This window comes from Dehalococcoidales bacterium (assembly GCA_035529395.1).
GTDB lineage: Bacteria > Chloroflexota > Dehalococcoidia > Dehalococcoidales > Fen-1064 > DUES01.
Window position 1 is genome coordinate 1 of the sequence record DATKWT010000073.1, and the last position, 18,107, is coordinate 18,107.

At 55.1% G+C, this 18,107-nt stretch carries 16 protein-coding genes; 10 read left to right on the top strand and 6 right to left on the bottom strand.

What is annotated here, in order from left to right; all coding sequences use genetic code 11:
• Positions 1 to 89: 89 nt before the first annotated feature.
• Entirely contained in the window at positions 90 to 1,214 is a 1,125-nt protein-coding gene (locus VMW13_04625; GenBank protein HUV44098.1) for an NADH:flavin oxidoreductase, read from the bottom strand.
• Positions 1,215 to 1,533: 319 nt separating this feature from the next.
• On the opposite strand from VMW13_04625, the gene VMW13_04630 reads away from it, so the two are divergent.
• The 8 genes from VMW13_04630 to VMW13_04665 all read left to right on the top strand — a co-directional run bounded on the left by VMW13_04630 (position 1,534) and on the right by VMW13_04665 (position 11,115).
• A complete protein-coding gene (locus VMW13_04630) occupies positions 1,534 to 2,178 on the top strand; it encodes a hypothetical protein (GenBank protein ID HUV44099.1) in 645 nt (214 codons plus the stop codon).
• A gap of 299 nt (positions 2,179 to 2,477) precedes the next feature.
• Complete coding sequence (locus tag VMW13_04635) at positions 2,478 to 3,215, top strand: acetoacetate decarboxylase family protein (protein ID HUV44100.1); 738 nt, start codon at positions 2,478 to 2,480, stop codon at positions 3,213 to 3,215.
• A 385-nt stretch (positions 3,216 to 3,600) separates the two neighbouring features.
• Positions 3,601 to 4,008 carry a 4Fe-4S dicluster domain-containing protein gene (locus VMW13_04640; GenBank protein HUV44101.1) on the top strand — a complete coding sequence of 136 codons (408 nt, stop codon included), beginning with the start codon at positions 3,601 to 3,603 and terminating at the stop codon, positions 4,006 to 4,008.
• Positions 4,009 to 4,015: 7 nt separating this feature from the next.
• Positions 4,016 to 4,873, top strand: coding sequence for a CoB--CoM heterodisulfide reductase iron-sulfur subunit B family protein (locus VMW13_04645; protein ID HUV44102.1), 858 nt, complete (start codon positions 4,016 to 4,018; stop codon positions 4,871 to 4,873).
• A 3-nt stretch (positions 4,874 to 4,876) separates the two neighbouring features.
• The gene (locus VMW13_04650) at positions 4,877 to 6,655 is read left to right on the top strand and encodes a CoB--CoM heterodisulfide reductase iron-sulfur subunit A family protein (protein ID HUV44103.1); all 1,779 of its coding nucleotides are present in this window, start codon (positions 4,877 to 4,879) and stop codon (positions 6,653 to 6,655) included.
• A complete protein-coding gene (locus tag VMW13_04655) occupies positions 6,648 to 8,606 on the top strand; it encodes a CoB--CoM heterodisulfide reductase iron-sulfur subunit A family protein (GenBank protein ID HUV44104.1) in 1,959 nt (652 codons plus the stop codon). The genes VMW13_04650 and VMW13_04655 overlap by 8 nt, the downstream gene beginning before the upstream one ends.
• 31 nt (positions 8,607 to 8,637) lie before the next feature.
• The gene (locus VMW13_04660; GenBank protein ID HUV44105.1) at positions 8,638 to 9,435 is read left to right on the top strand and encodes a 4Fe-4S dicluster domain-containing protein; all 798 of its coding nucleotides are present in this window, start codon (positions 8,638 to 8,640) and stop codon (positions 9,433 to 9,435) included.
• Between the two features lie 9 nt (positions 9,436 to 9,444).
• Positions 9,445 to 11,115, top strand: a complete 1,671-nt coding sequence (locus VMW13_04665) for an FAD-binding protein (GenBank protein ID HUV44106.1) — start codon at positions 9,445 to 9,447, stop codon at positions 11,113 to 11,115.
• 272 nt (positions 11,116 to 11,387) lie between these two features.
• On the opposite strand, the gene VMW13_04670 is transcribed toward VMW13_04665, so the two are convergent.
• The 5 genes from VMW13_04670 to VMW13_04690 form a co-directional block, all read right to left on the bottom strand.
• Positions 11,388 to 12,143: a sulfite exporter TauE/SafE family protein gene (locus VMW13_04670; GenBank protein ID HUV44107.1), complete on the bottom strand. Its 756-nt coding sequence runs from the start codon at positions 12,141 to 12,143 to the stop codon at positions 11,388 to 11,390.
• A gap of 151 nt (positions 12,144 to 12,294) precedes the next feature.
• Entirely contained in the window at positions 12,295 to 12,960 is a 666-nt protein-coding gene (locus VMW13_04675) for a tetratricopeptide repeat protein (GenBank protein ID HUV44108.1), read from the bottom strand.
• Between the two features lie 133 nt (positions 12,961 to 13,093).
• Positions 13,094 to 13,663: a hypothetical protein gene (locus VMW13_04680; GenBank protein HUV44109.1), complete on the bottom strand. Its 570-nt coding sequence runs from the start codon at positions 13,661 to 13,663 to the stop codon at positions 13,094 to 13,096.
• 288 nt (positions 13,664 to 13,951) lie between these two features.
• Positions 13,952 to 14,425, bottom strand: a complete 474-nt coding sequence (locus VMW13_04685) for a C-GCAxxG-C-C family protein (protein HUV44110.1) — start codon at positions 14,423 to 14,425, stop codon at positions 13,952 to 13,954.
• Positions 14,426 to 14,496: 71 nt separating this feature from the next.
• On the bottom strand, positions 14,497 to 15,417 hold the full coding sequence (locus VMW13_04690; GenBank protein HUV44111.1) for an amidohydrolase family protein: 921 nt from the start codon (positions 15,415 to 15,417) through the stop codon (positions 14,497 to 14,499).
• Between the two features lie 182 nt (positions 15,418 to 15,599).
• Between VMW13_04690 and VMW13_04695 the strand changes: the two genes are divergently transcribed.
• Positions 15,600 to 16,571 carry a nucleoside recognition domain-containing protein gene (locus tag VMW13_04695; protein ID HUV44112.1) on the top strand — a complete coding sequence of 324 codons (972 nt, stop codon included), beginning with the start codon at positions 15,600 to 15,602 and terminating at the stop codon, positions 16,569 to 16,571.
• Between the two features lie 585 nt (positions 16,572 to 17,156).
• Entirely contained in the window at positions 17,157 to 18,107 is a 951-nt protein-coding gene (locus VMW13_04700; GenBank protein ID HUV44113.1) for a CPBP family intramembrane glutamic endopeptidase, read from the top strand.

Sequence of the window (18,107 nt, forward strand, 5' to 3'; positions counted from 1 at the left end):
ATACCGGAGCGTTGCCTGCTGGTATCTGTATGCGTATCCCAACGAATCACATCGGAATCGGGCACAACAATGAAACGGGTGGGGGCCACCTACTCAGGAGCTGGTATCTCCCATTCCCGTCCAACACGTTCGTTGAACTTACACAGTGGAGCACCTTCGGGCAAACGGCGTTCGAAAGCCGGTGAGTAGCAGTTAATATTGCAGGAGTCACAGGCGATCACCTCATCGAACCGCCCTTCGCGCACCTTCTTTGGCCAGAATGGGTCACAGATAAGCTGGCGCCCGATCGCCACCATGTCTGCCCGTTCTTTGGTCAGTATGTCCTCGGCAATTTCCGGGGTGTTTATCTTGCCCACCGCGATTACCGGAATGCTGACTGCCTTCTTGATGGGTTCGGCAAGATAGACCAGTGACCCCATCTTGTTCCGCTTTACCGGAGAAACCGGCACCTTACCCCAACCACCGGTTGAGATGTCCAGGCAGTCCACCCCGGCCTTCTCAAGCTCCCGGGCATAGGTTATGCTATCGGCGTCGATTTCTCCGTCCTTCTCCAGTGCTCCCAGGCGAAACAATACCGGGAAGTCCGGACCGACAAATGCACGCACGGCGGTTACAAGGTCGATACCGAACTGCATTCGACCAGCCGGGCTGTCACCGTACTTGTCCGTGCGCCTGTTCAGGTCAGGATTGGTGAACTGGCAGGGGAGGTAAGCATGGGCACCGTGAAGCTCAACACAGTCGAAACCGGCATCTCGTACATTCCTTGCCCCTTTGGCAAACCGGTAGATGATGGCCTCTATCTCCGGTATAGTCAACTCGCGCATATCCTCTCTAGCCGAAGGTGCTATTCGCTCGCCGCTATCCGGGTACTTCTCTTGACTGGAGACCTGTGTACCACGACCCTGGGGAAAGCGGTTCGCTTGCCAGAGCTGGAGACCGATTTTACCCCCGGCCTCATGGACCTGGTCTGCAAACGCGCGTAGTCGTCCGATGAAGGCAGCTAATCCTTCGGCGCCATCCCACAACTCCTCACACGCCAGGTTATCTATCGCGGTATTGGCCGTTATAACCAGACCGGCACCACCCCTGGCGCGTTCTGCGTAGAACGACCGGGCTCGGCGATTGGTCAAGCCCATATTCATCTGAATAGCGGGGTACACAATCCTGTTCGGGACCTCCATGCCCCGGATGGTGATTGGCTCGAAGAGTTTCATGCTTTCCTCCTGTGTGCAGTCAGAGTAGCAACCCGGGTCCCAGTATCCCGGCTGTTCTCATGTTATCTCATAGCTGAACTGGACGTCAATGGTGGCTACTGCCCGGCGTGTACGTACCACGTGCATCAGACCGTGTTGACCTCAACGGCAAAGTGATGTATTGTTTGGGCACGTCAAACCCTCTAACCATGAAACAAGAGGAGGTTCCCGCTGTGGTCCTGCCCCTGGAAGGTACCAAGGAGAAGTGGTCCGGCCTGAATGCTGCCGGACTGCCTGGTCTGAAGGAAAGCGGAAGAAATAATCGAGACGGAGTAAAAAAATGATATACCTTGAGGAAACACTGAACCTGCTGCCGGCCAGTCCGGAGACCCTGGATAACTTCGTCGCCTTCGCCCGGGAGAAGTTCGTACCGGTCTGTAAGCGTCTCGGATGCCGGATGGTCATTGCCTGGTACAACGACCTGGAGTGGTTCTGCCAGGTGAAACAGGTGCTGGAATTCGATGACATGGCGGCGCTGCAGGACTTCCGTAGAAAAGCCAGTGAGGACCCGGCGTGGGGAGAGTACGCGGCACGGCTTGAAGAGTTCGCTCCCGAGCGGCGTTCGCGCTTGCTCGAACCACTGGCTCCCGTCTGGCCGGAGGTCCTGCACAAGGCCGCTGCCGAAAGCCGGGAGACGCCGGTGAGGGCGTATAGTCTGGCAATACTGGAAGTAGCCCCCAACCAGTGGGACGACTTTGTTGCCGGGCTGTCACAACCCCCGACCAATCTCCCCATAGTCTCCAGTTGGAGGCCTATCGCCGGGAGTCCCAATGAGGTCATCGACGTCTGGAAAGGGGCGATGCGGCTGACGGGATACGAACCGGTGGACGACAACATGCGGGAGTTCTTCCGAAACCTTCGGCCACGGGCACCCAAGGAACACCTGGTGCCGGTATTTGCCCTGCCGTACTCTGACCTGCTCTAGCAGGCTGATGAAAAAGGGGAGTCCAGAGGGGATTCGCCCCTTCTGAGGGGCGCCCCCTTATGCCAGGGGTCTGGGGGTGCCCCCCAGATACAATCTTTTCCCCCTTCCTGGCTAGGAAGGGGAAGGCCCCGCCTCTTCTGAGAGGCGCCCCATCTGGGCCGCACGGGGATTGGTCGAAAGGATTTTTCAGCACCCTGCTAGGAATATGCTTTGACAGTTCGCCGGGATAGAGGCTAGAATAACCGCAACCCCTGACCAATGTGAGCAGGGATTCAATATAAATCACAGGAGGTAATCCAATGCCGAAATCAGGGCGATTGAACAAGAAGAACATCGGCTTCAGCATGCCTGTTGATGCGCCCCTGTATAGCAAGCCGCCCATCTACTACAAGGATGTGGAGGCTATCTCCTTCACCTACGAGACTGACGAAGATGCAGTGCTCGATATACTTCCGGAGGGACTGGAAATCAACTCACCGCCAACGGCCAATCTGATATTCATCAAGTACCCCTTCAGCACACTGGGTCCTTACGATGAAGTGATTCTCGGTATCAGTTGCCTGTGGCAGGGAAAACCGAGATTCTACATTGCCCATATCGTACTTAATACCGATATACCGTTGGCGGCGGGCCGGGAAATCTGGGGATATCCCAAGAAACTGGCGCATATAACGCTGGAAAAAGAAGGTGACCTGATTACGGGGACCATGGAGCGGCCGCGGGGGAACCGCATCTGCACCGGTGTCATCAGACCGGAGACACCGATAGAGGTTGTCCAGGCCGAACCGGTCCCCGGAATGTCGTTAAGGGTTATTCCCAGCCCCGAGGAAGGGGAAGAACCTTCCCTTATGGACCTGGTTGAGGTCCCTCCAAATAGCACAACTAAAGAGGCATGGCAAGGGCCCGGCTTTGCGCAGTATAATTCTACCTCCACAATCGACCCCTGGCACCGGATTGCTGTCAAGAAACCGCTGATGGCCGTGTACCGGCGCTATGACCAGATTCTTAACTACGGAAAAGTCGTAAAACGATACTAAATGTGAAATCCTGACAGAAATACGAAGACTATTTACCAGTCTTCTTTTTGAATCACTATATACTGTGCTGCGTATTTCATCTAAACGGATGTGCATCGCAAACGAGAGACTTTCGTATGTGCTATTCTGGAAGTGAGGTATCGGCACCGTACCATAAGATGTGCCCGTACCTGTTTATCTCTAGCAGGATGATGGAAAAGGGGAGTACAGAGGGGGCACCCCTCTTCCGAGAGGGGCCGAAGCTCCCTTTGCCAGGGGTCTGGGGGTGCCCCCCAGATACAATCTTTCCCCCCTTCCGCAGAAGGCTCCTTCCTGGCTAGGAAGGGGGTCAGGGGGTTGGTCGAAAGAGTTTTTCAGCACCCTGCTAGGGTGAAGGTGAGGTGAGGTGAGGGTCAAGCTATCACGGGCAAGCCTACGAAGCGAATTCTGTGCTAAGGTCTCTGAACTCAGTGGGCAGGACCTTAACCTCTGCTACCAGTGCGGCAAGTGCTCCGCCGGTTGTCCCATGTCCTTTGCCATGGACCTGCTGCCGAACCAGGTAATGCGTCTGGTCCAGTTGGGCCTGGCTGAGGATATTGCCGGATGCAAGACAATCTGGCTATGCGCTTCCTGCCTGGCCTGCACAGTGCGCTGTCCCAGGGGAGTCGACATCGCCCGCGTGATGGAGGCCCTCAGGCTTCTATCGTTACGTAAAAATATCGACTTCGTTTCTCCCTCACAGATGGGTCAGGAGGCTATCGCCGAATTGCCCCAGATAGCCCTCGTCAGTGGTTTCAGGAAGTTTACCGGCTAGGATTAAGATGGAACTGAGTTATTACCCGGGGTGTACGCTCAAGACCAGGGCACGGAACTTCGAAGACTCAGCCATCGCTGCCATGTCGGTCCTGGGTGTCAATCTGGTAGAGCTACCCCGATGGAACTGCTGCGGTACTGTTTATTCCCTTGCGGATGACGACCTCGTGCACCACGTAGCGCCCGTTCGCAACCTGATACGTGTCCAGGAACAGGGGAGCAATCGAGTAGTTACCCTGTGCGCGTTCTGCTATAACACCCTGAAGCGGGCTGATATTCTAATGAAGAATAACCCGGAGAGTCGGGATACGCTCAACCGCTTTATGGACGAAGAGATTGATTACGACGGGCAGGTGGCGGTCGTCCACCTGCTGCAGGTATTAAGGGATGACCTGGGGTGGGAATTTATTGCCGGAAAGGTGAAAAGACCGATGGATGGCCTCAAAGTAGTCCCGTACTACGGTTGTACCCTGACACGCCCCGAGGGTGCCGCCATAGACCGCGTGGAGAGACCGGTGGTACTCCAGAACATGCTCAAGACCATTGGTGCCACGGTTATCGATTTCCCGCTGGCTACCGAATGTTGTGGTGCCTTCGAGATAGTAAATAACCCTGACTCTGTGAAGGAGCGTGCCCATACCATCCTGAATATGGCAACAGGGCTGGGAGCCGAGGCGATTGTCGTCAGTTGCCCACTGTGCAGTCACAACCTGGGGCAGGTACAGACTGGCATACCAATCATTTACTTCACCCAGTTACTGGCTCTTGCCCTGGGTGTGGAACCGGAACGCTGCGGGTTTGACCTGAACTTCGGAAATACCGAAGAGGTACTCTGCGAGAAAGGACTGCTTCCCGGCAGGACATAAAGTATGGAGAGGATAGGCATTTTTCTCTGCCACTGTAGCTTGAGCCCTCTGGTACTGTCGGCGACAGAACAGCTACGAGATGTCGTTTCTACCTTACCCGGAGTCGTCCATGCCGAGAGCTGTCCGGACCTGTGCCTGGACCCGGGACAATCACTGGTGAAGAGTGTGGTGGTGGAAAAGAAGCTGGATGGAGTGGTCCTGGCCAGTTGCTCGCCGTCGCTATACGAAAGGGCCTTTCACGAAGCGATGTCTTCAGCAGGTCTGGAGAGAGACCGGAGTCGGCTGGTAGATTTGAGACCTCACGGAAAGCAGGAGACAACCGTTGAGGGTACGATAAACATCGATGAGGCAACCGGGCGAATCTCCGGTGCGGTGAAGGAATTACGCGATGGTAAGCCTTCTTCGATTGTTACCGTTCCTGTCACGAAACGGGCGCTGGTCATCGGTGGCGGAATTGCCGGTATACAGGCTGCGCTGGATATTGCTGACGCCGGGTACCAGGTGCTTCTGGTAGAGAGGTCACCGAGTATCGGGGGGCATATGGCCCAGTATTCCGAGGTCTTCCCTACACTGGACTGTCCGCAGTGTATCCTGACACCGAAGATGGTGGAGGTCGGTCAACACCCGAATATCATTCTGCTCACATACGCCGAGGTGCAGCAGGTAAGTGGTACTGCCGGAAATTTCCGGGTCCGGATTATGCAGAAAGCGAGGAAAGTGAACACTGACATCTGCACCGGTTGTGGTGTTTGCTGGCAGAAATGCCCGGAAAACGTGCCCTCGGAATACGAGTCTGGTGTGGCAGAGCGTAAAGCCATTTACATTCCGTTTCCGCAAGCTGTACCGGCCAAAGCCGTGATTGATACCGAGCACTGTCGCTATATCCGGTACCAGCAGTTCATTGAAAACAAGGAGGAGGGCAAGAAACCGCCTCAGTGCCGTATTTGTGAGCGACTCTGTCCCGCTGGAGCAATCGATTGGGAGCAGCAACCGGAGATATTAACCGAAGAAGTTGGCGCTATTGTCGTGGCCACCGGTTTTGAGCTTATGCCAATGGAGCGGATACCGGAATACGCCGAAGACCCGGACGTCATTGACGGAATCCAGTTTGAGAGAATACTGGCACCCAATGGTCCTACTGCGGGAGCGCCGTTCAAGCCATCGGACATGGCAACCCCCAGGGAGGTAGTCTTCGTTTCCTGTGCCGGTTCGCGTGACCCGGAGCACGGAGTCTCGCACTGCTCGCGGGTGTGCTGCATGTACCTTGCCAAGCAGGCGCTGCTCTACAGGGAGGCTGTACCTGACGGGAAAGCCTATGTCTTCTATATCGATACCAGGACAACCGGCAAGCGCTATGAAGAGTTCCTGCAACGGGTGGTAGACGAAGGAACACAGTATATCAGGGGAAAGGTATCACGGATATTCCGGAACGGTGAGAAGCTGGTGGTCATGGGTGCGGATACCCTGTCCGGACGTCAGGTGGAGGTCTCCTGCGACCTGGTAGTCCTTGGCATGGCAATACTTCCCAGCCCGGGAATTGAAGACCTGGCCGGGAAACTGGGCATTGACGTCAATATGTATGGTTTTATCATGGAGAACCACCCGAAGTTAAGTCCGTTGGAAACAACGCGTCCGGGTATTTTCCTGGCGGGCGCGGCGCAGGGCCCCAAGGATATACCGGACTCGGTTGCCCAGGGGAGTGGTGCGGCTGCCAAGGTGCTGTCGCTCTTTTCTCATGACGAAATGACGAGCGAGTTACTACCGGTGATGCATAATGGGTAGGGGACTGAAGAGGATAGGTGTCTTTGTCTGCCATTGCGGTACCAATATTGCCGGGACGGTTGACGTACCGCGTGTGGTTGAAGAAATCTCCCGGTATCCCGGCGTGGTTCATGCTGAAGACTATATGTACATGTGCTCCGACCCGGGGCAGGACCTGCTGAGAAAGCAGATTCGTGAGAATGCCCTTACCGGCGTTATCATCGCCAGTTGCACGCCCACTATGCACGAGCGAACGTTCCGGAAGGCGGCTTCGCTGGAAGGCGTCAATCCCTATCATGTCGAAATAGCCAACATCAGGGAGCAGTGCAGCTGGCCTCACGTCAGGGAGAAAGAGACCGCCACCAGAAAAGCAATCGCCATAGTCAGGACTACGATTGAGAAACTGCGCCTCGATATGGAACTCACACCGTCGGTTACACCACTAACCAAGCGCGCCCTGGTAATAGGGGGTGGGATTGCCGGTATTCAGGCAGCCTTGGATATTGCCAACGGTGGTCACGAGGTTATCCTTGTAGAGCGTGATGCCGCCATTGGTGGTCATGCCCGGCAACTGGCGGGTACTTTTCCCACCCTGGAGAGAACTGGCTGCCTTATTGCACCAAAATTAGACGAGGTTGCGCATCACCCCCTGATAAAGGTATATACCTGCTCGGATGTGGAGGAAGTCAGCGGGTACATAGGGAACTTCACAGCACAGATTCGAAACAGGGCTTGCTTTGTAGACAGGGGCCGATGTACTGCCTGTGGGTTGTGTCTGGACAGGTGTCCGGTATCCGTGCCATCGGAGTTTGACCGGGGGCTTTCCCGGCGAAAAGCGATTGAGATACCGGCACTCGGTGCAGTACCCTTCCGACCACGTATAGACGCTACTAAGTGCCTTCACTTCAATGATGGGGAGTGTAGTGCCTGCCAGGAAATCTGTCCTGCGGGAGCGATTGACTTCGCAGATGAGGATACGTTTGTCGATGAAGCAGTGGGCGCAATCATTGCTGCCCCCGGATATGACCTGCTGCCACCGGACCGTACCGCGGCCATCCCTCGGGACCCTGATATTATCGATGGCCTTCAGTTTGAGAGAATTCTTTCGCCAACAGGTCCTACCGGAGGTGAAATCAGGAGACCTTCCGATGGCCGGATACCGCAGGAAATAGTCTTCATCTCCTGTGTCGGGTCGCGAGACCCTGAAAATGGTGTGCCGTATTGTTCTCGCGTCTGCTGTATGTATATCGCCAAGCAGGCCCTGCTCTACCGGCAGTCTGTCCCCGAGGGTCAGGCATATATTTTCTACACGGATATGCGTTCCGATGCCAGGGACTTCGAGGAATTCGTGCAGGGAGCAATGAATGATAGTGGCATCCTCTATCTGCGGGGTGATACACCGACGATGCTACGCGATGGCGATAATATTCGGATACTGGGAGTGGATACGCTGGCTGCGAAAGATATAGAAATTTCTGCCGACCTGGTGGTGCTGGCAAGGGCAATAATACCTCGTGCCATCACCAAAGAGCTAGGCAGGACACTGAACATCGCCTCCGACGAGCAAGGTTTCCTTACAGAGGCACATATTAAGCTCCGCCCCGTGGAAACTCTGACTGCCGGTATCTTCCTGGCCGGTACGGCACAGTGGCCACGAGACATACCGGACACCATAACCTCGGCAAGCGGCGCTGCCAGCAAGGTATTGTCACTCTTTTCTCAGGGTGAACTTCTACGCGAACCTGTAGTTGCATCGGTAGATGAAGAGACCTGTACCGGCTGCGGACAGTGTGTTTCGGTCTGTACCTACCATGCAATAGAGGTAGATGCAAGGACGAAAGTTGCCATTGTTAACGAGGCATTATGCGAAGGCTGTGGTGCCTGTTCTGTAACCTGCCCTTCCAAGGCAATGCAACTGAAGAACTGGACTCACCGGCAGTATTTTGCGATGATTGATGTGGCTGTCCGGTGATAAATGCACAGGAAATCCACGGAGAGTGCTGATGAGTGAGATAGAAGACAAACGGGGCCGGAGTGAGCAGAGCAAAAGCCTGCCGGCCGGACCTCGGAGTACCACCGGAACCGGTAAGCTGATTCCGGTATACGTCATGGGCAAGCAGTACATGGTCCCGGAGACGCTGACCATTATGAAAGCCATGGAGTACGCCGGGTTCAAATTTATCCGTGGCTGCGGCTGCCGGGGTGGTATCTGCGGGGCCTGTGCCACAGTGTACCGTAAGGAAGGTGAGTATAAGCTTCGCGTTGGGCTTGCCTGCCAGACGGTAGTCGAACCGAACATGTACCTGACACAAATCCCGTTCTATCCGGCAAATCGCGCTCGTTACGACTTCTCCAAACTTACGTCGGCCCCGGAAGAGATATACAAGCTCTACCCGGAGCTGTTCCGCTGCATTGCCTGCAACCTCTGCACCAAAGCCTGTCCGATGGATGTTCAGATGATGGACGTTATCTCCGCACTCAAGCAAGGGGATATTGCCAGGGCAGCCATGCTTTCGTTTAGCTGTATCCAGTGTGGCCTGTGTGCCAGTCGGTGCATGGGTGAACTACCCCAGTATCATATCGCCCAGCTGGCCAGGAGGATATACGGGAGTAAAATTGTTCCCCGAGCCGAACACCTGGGCCGGGCAGTCAAAGCTATTAACGAAGGCAGACATGAGGAATGGTTGAGAATGCTCATGAAGATGAGCGAAGAGGAACTACACAGTAGATACCAGGAGCGTGAGATGGAACCCCCAATGGCCGGTGAAGACTGGGTCCCGGTCAATGCTGAATACCTCTAGGAGCAGAGCATGTCATACACACCGGAACTGCAAGAACTCATAAAGGCCGTAGAAAAAACCAGACCGGAAAGGATAGCCAGGAAGCAGCGGGGAGAGGAATTCTCCGCGATGTCCCTTGAGGAGCGTGATGCAATCCTCAAGAAGTACCACCCGGACCACCAGCCAACCGGTCGGCGGGCTTTGAAGGTGGGGCCTAACAAGGGCTACATTGTGCCGGATGAGTTTGCCGATATCTTTGAAGCCAGGAGCCGGGTCGACCCGGACATAGTGGACCTGTCGAATCCATCTATCGATACCGATGTCCTCATTATCGGGGGAGGGGGAGCCGGCACAGCAGCCGCACTTCTTGCTGATGAGGAGGGAGCGCAGATAGTCATTGCTACCAAACTCCGTCATGGTGACGCCAATACCATGATGGCGGAGGGCGGCATCCAGGCGGCATCCAAAACGGAAAAGGACTCTCCTTATTTCCACTACCTGGACGTAATGGGTGGCGGCCACTTCAAATGCGTCCCGGAGCTGGTGTACACACTGGTTACTCAGGCACCCGATGTTCTACAGTGGCTGGAAAAGCTGGGGATGATGTTCGACAAATACCCTGACGGCAGGTTGAACTCCATGCACGGCGGTGGTACCAGCCGGAAGAGAATGCACTCTTCCGGAGACATCACCGGCGCCGAGATTATGCGCACAATACGGGACGAAGCGCGCAATCGTGAGAACATCACGGTGATGGAGTTTGTTCCTGCGGTGGAGTTGCTGTTGGACGAACACGGGCACTGTGCCGGCGCCCTGCTCTACAACCTGGAAACCGAGGAGTATATTGTGGTCAGGGCCAAAGCCACAATACTGGCTGCCGGTGGTAGCGGTCGATTACATATCCGGGGATTCATGACTACCAACCATTACGGGGCTACGGCGGACGGTCTCGTTATGGGCTACCGGGCTGGTGTAGAGGTATCTTTCCTGCATACCGTCCAGTACCATCCTACCGGAGCAGTGTTCCCGGAGCAGGTAGAAGGCCTGCTGATTACCGAGAAGTTCCGTGGCGCGGGCGCGAACATGGTGAACATCCAGGGCAACCAGTTCGTCAACGAGCGAGAGCCACGGGACGTGGAATCTGCCGCCTTCATCAGGGAGTGTCTGGAGAGGAAGTTGGGAGTTCCTACGCCTGCGGGCCGGCTGGGTATCTGGCTGGACTCACCGATGATTGATGCCCTGTCCGGAGAAGGTACCGTGGAGAGAGAGTTCCCGGGTAAGTCCATTCTCTTTCGGAGGCAGGGGATAGATATCTCAAAGGAGCCGATGCTGGTCTACCCCACGCTTCACTATCAGAACGGCGGGTTAAAGATAGATTCCGATTGTCGCACATCCATCCCCGGACTTCTGGCCGCCGGTGAAGTCACCGGTGGAATCCATGGTGAGAACCGCCTGATGGGTAATTCCCTGCTTGACGTGCTCGTTTTCGGGAGAATAGCCGGGAGTAACGCCGCCACTTTCGCCCGCGAAAATGCTGCTAAAGGCAAACTGACCCTTGACCACGTCCGTGACTTTCATCGGGAGTTAGAGACAGCAGGCGCGGCCGACAGCAGGGTAGCCCCGATGCTCCTTCCTGATTACACCGACCCCGAGGTACGCAAGAAACAGCTCACCAGCCATTATCTGGGCACTCTGAGATAAGCCGGTTTCGGAGTCTTGCCTCCCGCGGTAAATGCTCATGGTGGATATTGTTGTCCGCCGTTAACGGAGCATTGTCGAAGCTATTACAGGCGTGTCGACTTTATAAGACACTACACTGCACTTATCAATATACCTCGTGGATATTAAGATCCGGAGAAATAAGGTAAAGATTAACTAACGGTGAGCGAAAGTATCGGTAAATAAATGCAGGTATGCGAAAGTGGCTTCAACCTGTGCGAGGTAACCGCCATGCTACCCGGGTACGATGCAGTTCAGTGGAAGATGCCCAGTCCGGACAGGATTGCCAGTATTCCGGAGCAGAAAACAATGGCTATCGAGAGCATCCTGAAGAAATGTTCGTTTATTTTGCGAAATGCCAGCATTCCAATGCCGACACCGACCAACATCGCGGGCGCAAGAGACACTGCGGTTACAACCAAAGGGATATCTACCAGCCCGGCAATGAAAAGGCCTAACAGTGTGAACAGGGAGGCAACGAGGAAGTACGCAGCCAGGCTGGGGTGAATCACCTCCTTGGGCCACTTCTGGTTATGCATGAAAAGAACAACCGGTGGACCTCCCAGGCTGGTTGAGCTGTTGAGAATGCCACTGAGGAAACCGGCGACCACGGCAATTGGTTTCTCTCTCTGGAAGGTTCTGGAGAAACCGATGGCAAGAGGTACGGCGAAAAACACGATTACTGCTCCGATGAGGACCTTCAGTGCGGAAGGGCTGATGGCCGTTATCACCAGCACTCCCAGAGGGATACCCATCAGGCTACCGGCAATCATGGAAAGAATCCTTCTCAGGTCCAATCCTCTGAATGAAGAACCCAGGACCATGATATGGCTGAGCACACCAAGAATCAGGCTGACAACGACCACGGACTTAGGTTCGAGAATAAAGAGAAGAATCGGCGCCAGAACAAGGGCTAGGCCAAACCCTGCTGTCCCACGAACAAGGGCAGCGATGAGAACCGCGGCCAGGGCGAGAAACCACTGAAGGCTGAAGATATCCAGAGAATGCATGGTGTCTGTTTCACATTCAGGCTATAAGCTTATGGTTGTACTGAATGATAACACAAATGACCGGGTTCGCACTTGTGGGGTCAGGATAGTCCGGGTATAACGGTATGCAATTTGAAAGCGAAGAAATAGGAGGGAGAGGGCTGGGCAGGCGCTATGGGGACTGTTCTTTTTCCCCGGTAAGTTGGTCTATCTCGTGGGTGGCAGTCTCACTCAACACCGGGTCACTGGTCATGGTAATGAACTTCTCGAAATCTGCTATTGCCTCGTCCTTCATTCCCATGTCCTTGTAGGCAAGAGCACGGTGGAAGAATGCCAGGGCCCGGTTAGGGTTGATTTCCAGGGCCTTGTTGCTGTCGGCCACTGCAAGGTGCGATTTGCCGAGACCGATGTAGGCTCCAGCCCGGTTGATATACGCCTCGGCGATGCTGCGGTCAATCTCAATAGCCCTTGCACAGTCGGCTACAGCCAGTTCATACTTACCCTGGGCGTTGTAGGCGTAGGCGCGATTGGTGTAAGCAAGAGCCAGTTCTGAATCAAGAGAGATGGCTTTGGTGCAGTCGGCTATGGACTGGTCATACTTCTCCAGGCTGGCATAGGCAGCCGCTCGGTTGATGTAGGCCCTGGCCATGGCGGGGTCGACATCGATGGCCAAGGTATACTCACTTACTGCCTCTTCAAAGCGCCCTTTAGCAGCCATTTCATAAGCCCGGTCAAAATACCACACTGCGGAACCTTCCGGTGGAGCCGAGCAGCTTGTGAGTATGCCCATAATAACAAGCGACATTACCATGAAGAGGATGATGCCGCGTTGAATCATTATTGACCTCTCTGTGAACAAGTCAGTATCAGTGTCTACGGTACTGAAACGATAACATTACCAGTCGGGAGTGTCAACCTTGACTGAGCCTGCGGAACGGTGCTGTTGATGGTTATTACTTAACGGGAGTGAGCTACTTACGTGAGGAACCCTGTCTCCTGATTATCAGGTAGTATATCGGTAAGGCGATAATGACGACACCGGCACCGGGGGTTATCCACCACCAGGCGAAAGTCGAAGTCTTCACGAAGTGAGCGTTTACCTCCCGGACCGAGTTCATAGCCAGGGTGACCGGGTTGTCCCGGCCGGAAATATCACCGCTCCAGTGACTGAACCGATATCCCTCGTCGGCATTGGCATTTAGTGTGACTTGTGTTCCCATAGCGTAGCCTTCTCCGGTACCGGGTTGCGGTTCCACGGTAACCTCGCCGCCAGTATTTGTGTCGACTTGGACCGTCAGGGCATAGGTTGCCATTGAAAAAACGGCGGTGACGCTCTTAGTGCAACTCATCGTGAGCTCGACCGTTTCATTGTTACCACTAGCGGAACCGACCCAGTTGACCAACCGGTAACCGGGTGCCGGTATTGCCTTGAGACTCACGGAGTAGTCGGCCGAATAAGTGTAATCCATAGGGTATTCGTCCGGTACCAGCGATTCCACCTGGATATCGCCGCCTTCTGCCGGGCTGACATCGACCGTCAGCCTGAATGACTGCCCCGGTCAGCCAGCTTCAACTGGCCTGGCTGCCAGCAGCGTGGCCGCTACTAGCGGTATCACCAGGGCAATTATCAGACGCAGTGGCATACTTTTTAGTAATCCTGTCATAAGCGACATATTATCCTACAGCCATAGACAGTCATGCCCATCCGCACTCTAGAGAAGTCTCGCTGGCATGACTCTATATCCTGCGACTCCAAGCCTGATTGGGGCGAATGGTTCAATATTCCCCCCAATCACAGCTCTCTGCACCGCTATACTGTCTGTTCCAGACTAGGGCCCGGCCAGTTCGTAGAGCTGCCGGATGGCGAACTTGACATAATTATCACACTTATCACGCCATATCTCCGAGTCGCGGAACTTACGGTACCCTTCCGGCAATGAAAAATCAATACCCAGTAACTCACCGCAAGCTATTGAGCCAAACTCATCCAGGAATCTTGAGACGAAGAGTCTGGCATCACGACGAGCGGTCTCACGGGCCTCGTTAGCTCGTTCCTTATCACTGATAGGGCAGCGGTGGCGTAGTCCCAGACAGACCGCTGCTGCTGAAACGGCACCGCATGGAGCCTTTTGCTGTCCGGCGATGCCGCCGTTAAAGGCGGTGGATGCCCAGAGCACGTCCTCCGGACCAAGTTCTTCTGCTTCCCACATAACTTGCAGGACGCTGGGCCCTCAGTGAAAGCCTCCATGCATGTGCTCAAGCCCCCGCTCCAGGGCTTCTTCAAGTGACATCTTAAATGGCATTGCTTGTTACCCTCCCGCTTCGTTTCTTACTATTAATGCTTCCTGATAATCAGTACGCCGTGTGCTTATTGCTACAGTCCAAAGATACGGGCAGCATTGCCGCCGAGTATAGCATCTACTTCTTCTTCGGTAAAAGTAATGCCGTCAGCACCTCTGGTCGTGAGACCTTTGATAATCCCCACCCAATCCCGGTTGCTTACTATGGGTTCGAATACAGGACCATCGCTGGCAAAGAGCACTTGCTCCGGACCAAGGATATCCAGAATCTCCCGCAGGTAGCGGCGGAAAAGACCCGGCTTACTGACAAACATCAACTGCCACATGGCCAGGTCGCCGGTGATATTACTCTTGTACTTCGCCAGAGCCGCCCAGTCGTGCCACCAGATGTGCCCCATGTGGGCGGCAATAATTTCGATGTTGGGGAAATCGAGCGCGATGTCATCGAGGTAAATCGGCATGGCGTACTTGGCGCGGGACCGCGGCAGCGGGGAGCAGTGTGTCAGTAGTGGCATACCCAGCTCATTAGCCACCTCAAGCACTGCATAGGCCTCAGGGCTATTAGGATAGTAGCCGTTATCGGGGTGCCATTTCAGGCCATTCATGCCGAATTCTTCGATACACTTGCGGAACAGGGCAGGGGCTTCGGGTCTTCTGGGGTCGATACCAGCCAGGGAGATGAGCCGGCCGCGGTGTTTGGCGGCAGCCTTTGCGCAGTAATCATTGATGCGTAGGACACGCTCATTGTCTATACCGAAGTCCACGTTATCGACCACGCAGATTGCGGTGACATCAATGCCGTTCTCGTCCATCCGTCTGACAAGTTTGTCGCATTCGGGGTCATCCATCAGGTCACGATAGACCGGTAGAACATCCTCCAGGGATTTCTTGACACCGGCCCTTTCGGCATCGAGAAGAAGGCCGGAGGCCATGTTCCGGGCAATGTCGTCACTGGCGGGCAGGCGCATGTAGTGATAATGGACGTCAATAACCAATTCCCCCTCCTTTTCCCGGGAAACGTGCTGCTCAGCTATCTTGCCCCTGAGACAGAGTCTACAGGTGTTCATTACCTCTGTCAATATGATAGTGTGCGGGGTGGAGTTCTTACGTGGCCAGGTACCGCAGGGACACCGGGCAAGGATTACTCTATAATGATGTTTGACCGTCATGGAGGTGAATGCTGGCAGCTAATGGTACATCCGGTTACCTGGTGAAGCTTAAGGGCGCTTTCATCTCCGGGATAAAGAAAGGGTGGGGTAGCTTCCTCTGGATATGCAAGGTCATTATCCCTGTCTCTTTCCTGGTTATGCTGCTGCAGTGGTCTGGCTGGCTATACCATGCGGAGGTGGTGCTGAAGCCGCTGATGGGGTGGCTTGGCCTGCCCAGTGAAGCGGCACTGCCGATAATCAGCGGTATGACAATCAATGTATACGCCGCCATAGCAACGATGACGGTTCTTCCCTTCAGCATCGGCCAGATGACACTTATCGCCGTTTTTGTCTTGATTGCGCATAACCTGATTATGGAAGGGCTTATCCAGCACCGGTCCGGAATCAATGCCGCCAGGGTAACACTGGTACGCCTTGCGGCTGCTATTGTCACTGTGCTGATTGTCTCTCAGTTCCTGGGTAATACATCCGAGATTATTTCCGGAGTGGCAGGCCTCACTACCGGTGCTCCGATTCTCGAAACCATGGGGCAGTGGGCCCTGGACACTCTCATCCTGCTGGCCAAGATATTCGGCATCATAATGGCTATCATGATAGCCCTGGAATCCCTGATGTGGCTCGGCTGGACGGACAGGCTATTCAATATCTCCCGGCCACTGATGAAGATAATCGGGCTATCCGATAGGGCGGCGATGCTCTGGGTGACTGCAGTTGTCTTCGGTCTCATGTACGGCGGGGCCGTTATTCAGGAAAGGGCAAGGCAAGGGGACTTGACAAAGGCAGAGCTGGAGCACCTTCATGTCTCAATCGGCATCAACCACAGCATGGTAGAAGACCCGGTCCTGTTCATGGCCTTGGGCATTAACGGTTTGTGGTTGTGGGTGCCCAAACTGGTAATGGCCGCCGTGGCTGTCCATGTATTCCGCCTGGCTGAGTACCTTGGCAGGTCGCTCCGTAGAAGGGGCCGAATGCCCGGGTAGCGGGCATTCCGCTAGTCTAGTGTCTCATATATATCTTTACGTATGATGGATGTTGATGTCATTCCAGCGCAGGCTGGAATCCAGGGGGCAAACACGTATCCCGGAACGAGTCTAACAGGGTGATGAAAAAGGGGAGTCCAGAGGGGCTTCGCCCCTTCTTAGGGGCGCCCCCTCTTCTGAGAGGGGCCCCGCCTCTTCTGAGAGGCGCCCCCTTCTGGCAGGGGTCTCTGGGCGTCATTCTTAAAGAATGACGTTAGCAGAATCGGAAACCAGACTCTGCCGGTGTCCCCCAGATATAATCTTTCCCCCCTTCCTCGGTAGGAAGGCTTTTCCTGGACAGGAAGGGGAAGGCGCCGCCCCTTCTGAGGGGCGCTCCATCTGGGCCGCACGGGGATTGGTCGAAAGGGTTTTTCATAGGCTTGCTAGAATGACAGGGACTGTAAAGGCATTTGTAAGACACTACACTAGTGACCGGTGCCGGCAGGGGGTTCTGCTCCGGGGTGGATATGGCAAGTTGATAGGCGAAATGTCGGTTAGTATGTCTAACGAAAAGATTACCGACCTGGTGGCAGAGAAGGTCCTTCGATGACGTTAGTACCGCCTCCGGCAAGCGCTGACGGCGAGTCTGCTGAGGAGCAGAGTACGCCTGCAATAGAAATGCCACTGCAGGAGACTGTTACCGGACGCCGTCTCTCAGCAAGACAGCGGGTGCTCCTGTTCGTTGCCATCGTTTTTCCGGCGACGTGGCTTATCGATCTGGTTAACTGGCGCCTTGGTGGAACCGATAACCTGGTTGTCTTTCCCATATTAATGATACTGGCGATGTTCGTTCCCGCGCTCGCTGCTGCTATCATTCTGCAGTTCGTCACCAGGGAAGGGCTACGAGGTGCGGCGGTACGCTGGGGAAGGAAGCGCAACATAGCCTACGCTTACCTGCTAATGCTGGGCATCGCCGCGGTCACCTACGGTATTACGCTGGCGGTGGGTTGGGGCCGGATAGACGGCGATGCCGCCACGCTACGAGACTTCCTGGACACTCTCGGCGTCGCCGCTGATATCTCACCGTCTATCCTGCTCGGTGCCGTCGGATTCACCATACTGGTTGGCGGCGTCTTGATGAACTCGCTCTACGCTTTCGGCGAAGAACTGGGGTGGCGAGGCTTCCTCCTCCCCAGTCTCCTTCACATCGGGAAGATGAAGGCTTGTCTCATCTCAGGGGCTATCTGGGGTATATGGCACGCCCCTCTCATCCTGATGGGCCATCTCTATCCGGGCCACCCCTTACTGGGGATATTGATGATAACGGTGATGTGCGTGCTGCTCGGCGTCATCTTTGGGTGGCTTTGGATCAGCACGAACAGTATTATCCCTCCCATCATAGCCCACGCCGCACTAAACGCCCAACTCCTGGCCTACTTCCCCTCTTTCCTCTTCGCTGACATCGACCCCCTCCTCGGTGGCGGTACCGGCATCATCGGCCTTGGGGTGATGGCGGCGGTTGTCCTCTGGCTGTGGCTCAGCGGTCGCTTGCGCTAG

What these genes read in the sequence shown, in the direction of transcription:
- VMW13_04665 (HUV44106.1), top strand. Translation starts at nt 9,445, where the DNA reads ATGTCATACACACCGGAACTGCAAGAACTCATAAAGGCCGTAGAAAAA.
- VMW13_04655 (HUV44104.1), top strand. Translation starts at nt 6,648, where the DNA reads ATGGGTAGGGGACTGAAGAGGATAGGTGTCTTTGTCTGCCATTGCGGT.
- VMW13_04670 (HUV44107.1), bottom strand. Translation starts at nt 12,143, where the DNA reads ATGCATTCTCTGGATATCTTCAGCCTTCAGTGGTTTCTCGCCCTGGCC.
- VMW13_04635 (HUV44100.1), top strand. Translation starts at nt 2,478, where the DNA reads ATGCCGAAATCAGGGCGATTGAACAAGAAGAACATCGGCTTCAGCATG.
- VMW13_04630 (HUV44099.1), top strand. Translation starts at nt 1,534, where the DNA reads ATGATATACCTTGAGGAAACACTGAACCTGCTGCCGGCCAGTCCGGAG.
- VMW13_04700 (HUV44113.1), top strand. Translation starts at nt 17,157, where the DNA reads ATGACGTTAGTACCGCCTCCGGCAAGCGCTGACGGCGAGTCTGCTGAG.
- VMW13_04675 (HUV44108.1), bottom strand. Translation starts at nt 12,960, where the DNA reads ATGATTCAACGCGGCATCATCCTCTTCATGGTAATGTCGCTTGTTATT.
- VMW13_04650 (HUV44103.1), top strand. Translation starts at nt 4,877, where the DNA reads ATGGAGAGGATAGGCATTTTTCTCTGCCACTGTAGCTTGAGCCCTCTG.
- VMW13_04660 (HUV44105.1), top strand. Translation starts at nt 8,638, where the DNA reads ATGAGTGAGATAGAAGACAAACGGGGCCGGAGTGAGCAGAGCAAAAGC.
- VMW13_04695 (HUV44112.1), top strand. Translation starts at nt 15,600, where the DNA reads ATGCTGGCAGCTAATGGTACATCCGGTTACCTGGTGAAGCTTAAGGGC.
- VMW13_04645 (HUV44102.1), top strand. Translation starts at nt 4,016, where the DNA reads ATGGAACTGAGTTATTACCCGGGGTGTACGCTCAAGACCAGGGCACGG.
- VMW13_04625 (HUV44098.1), bottom strand. Translation starts at nt 1,214, where the DNA reads ATGAAACTCTTCGAGCCAATCACCATCCGGGGCATGGAGGTCCCGAAC.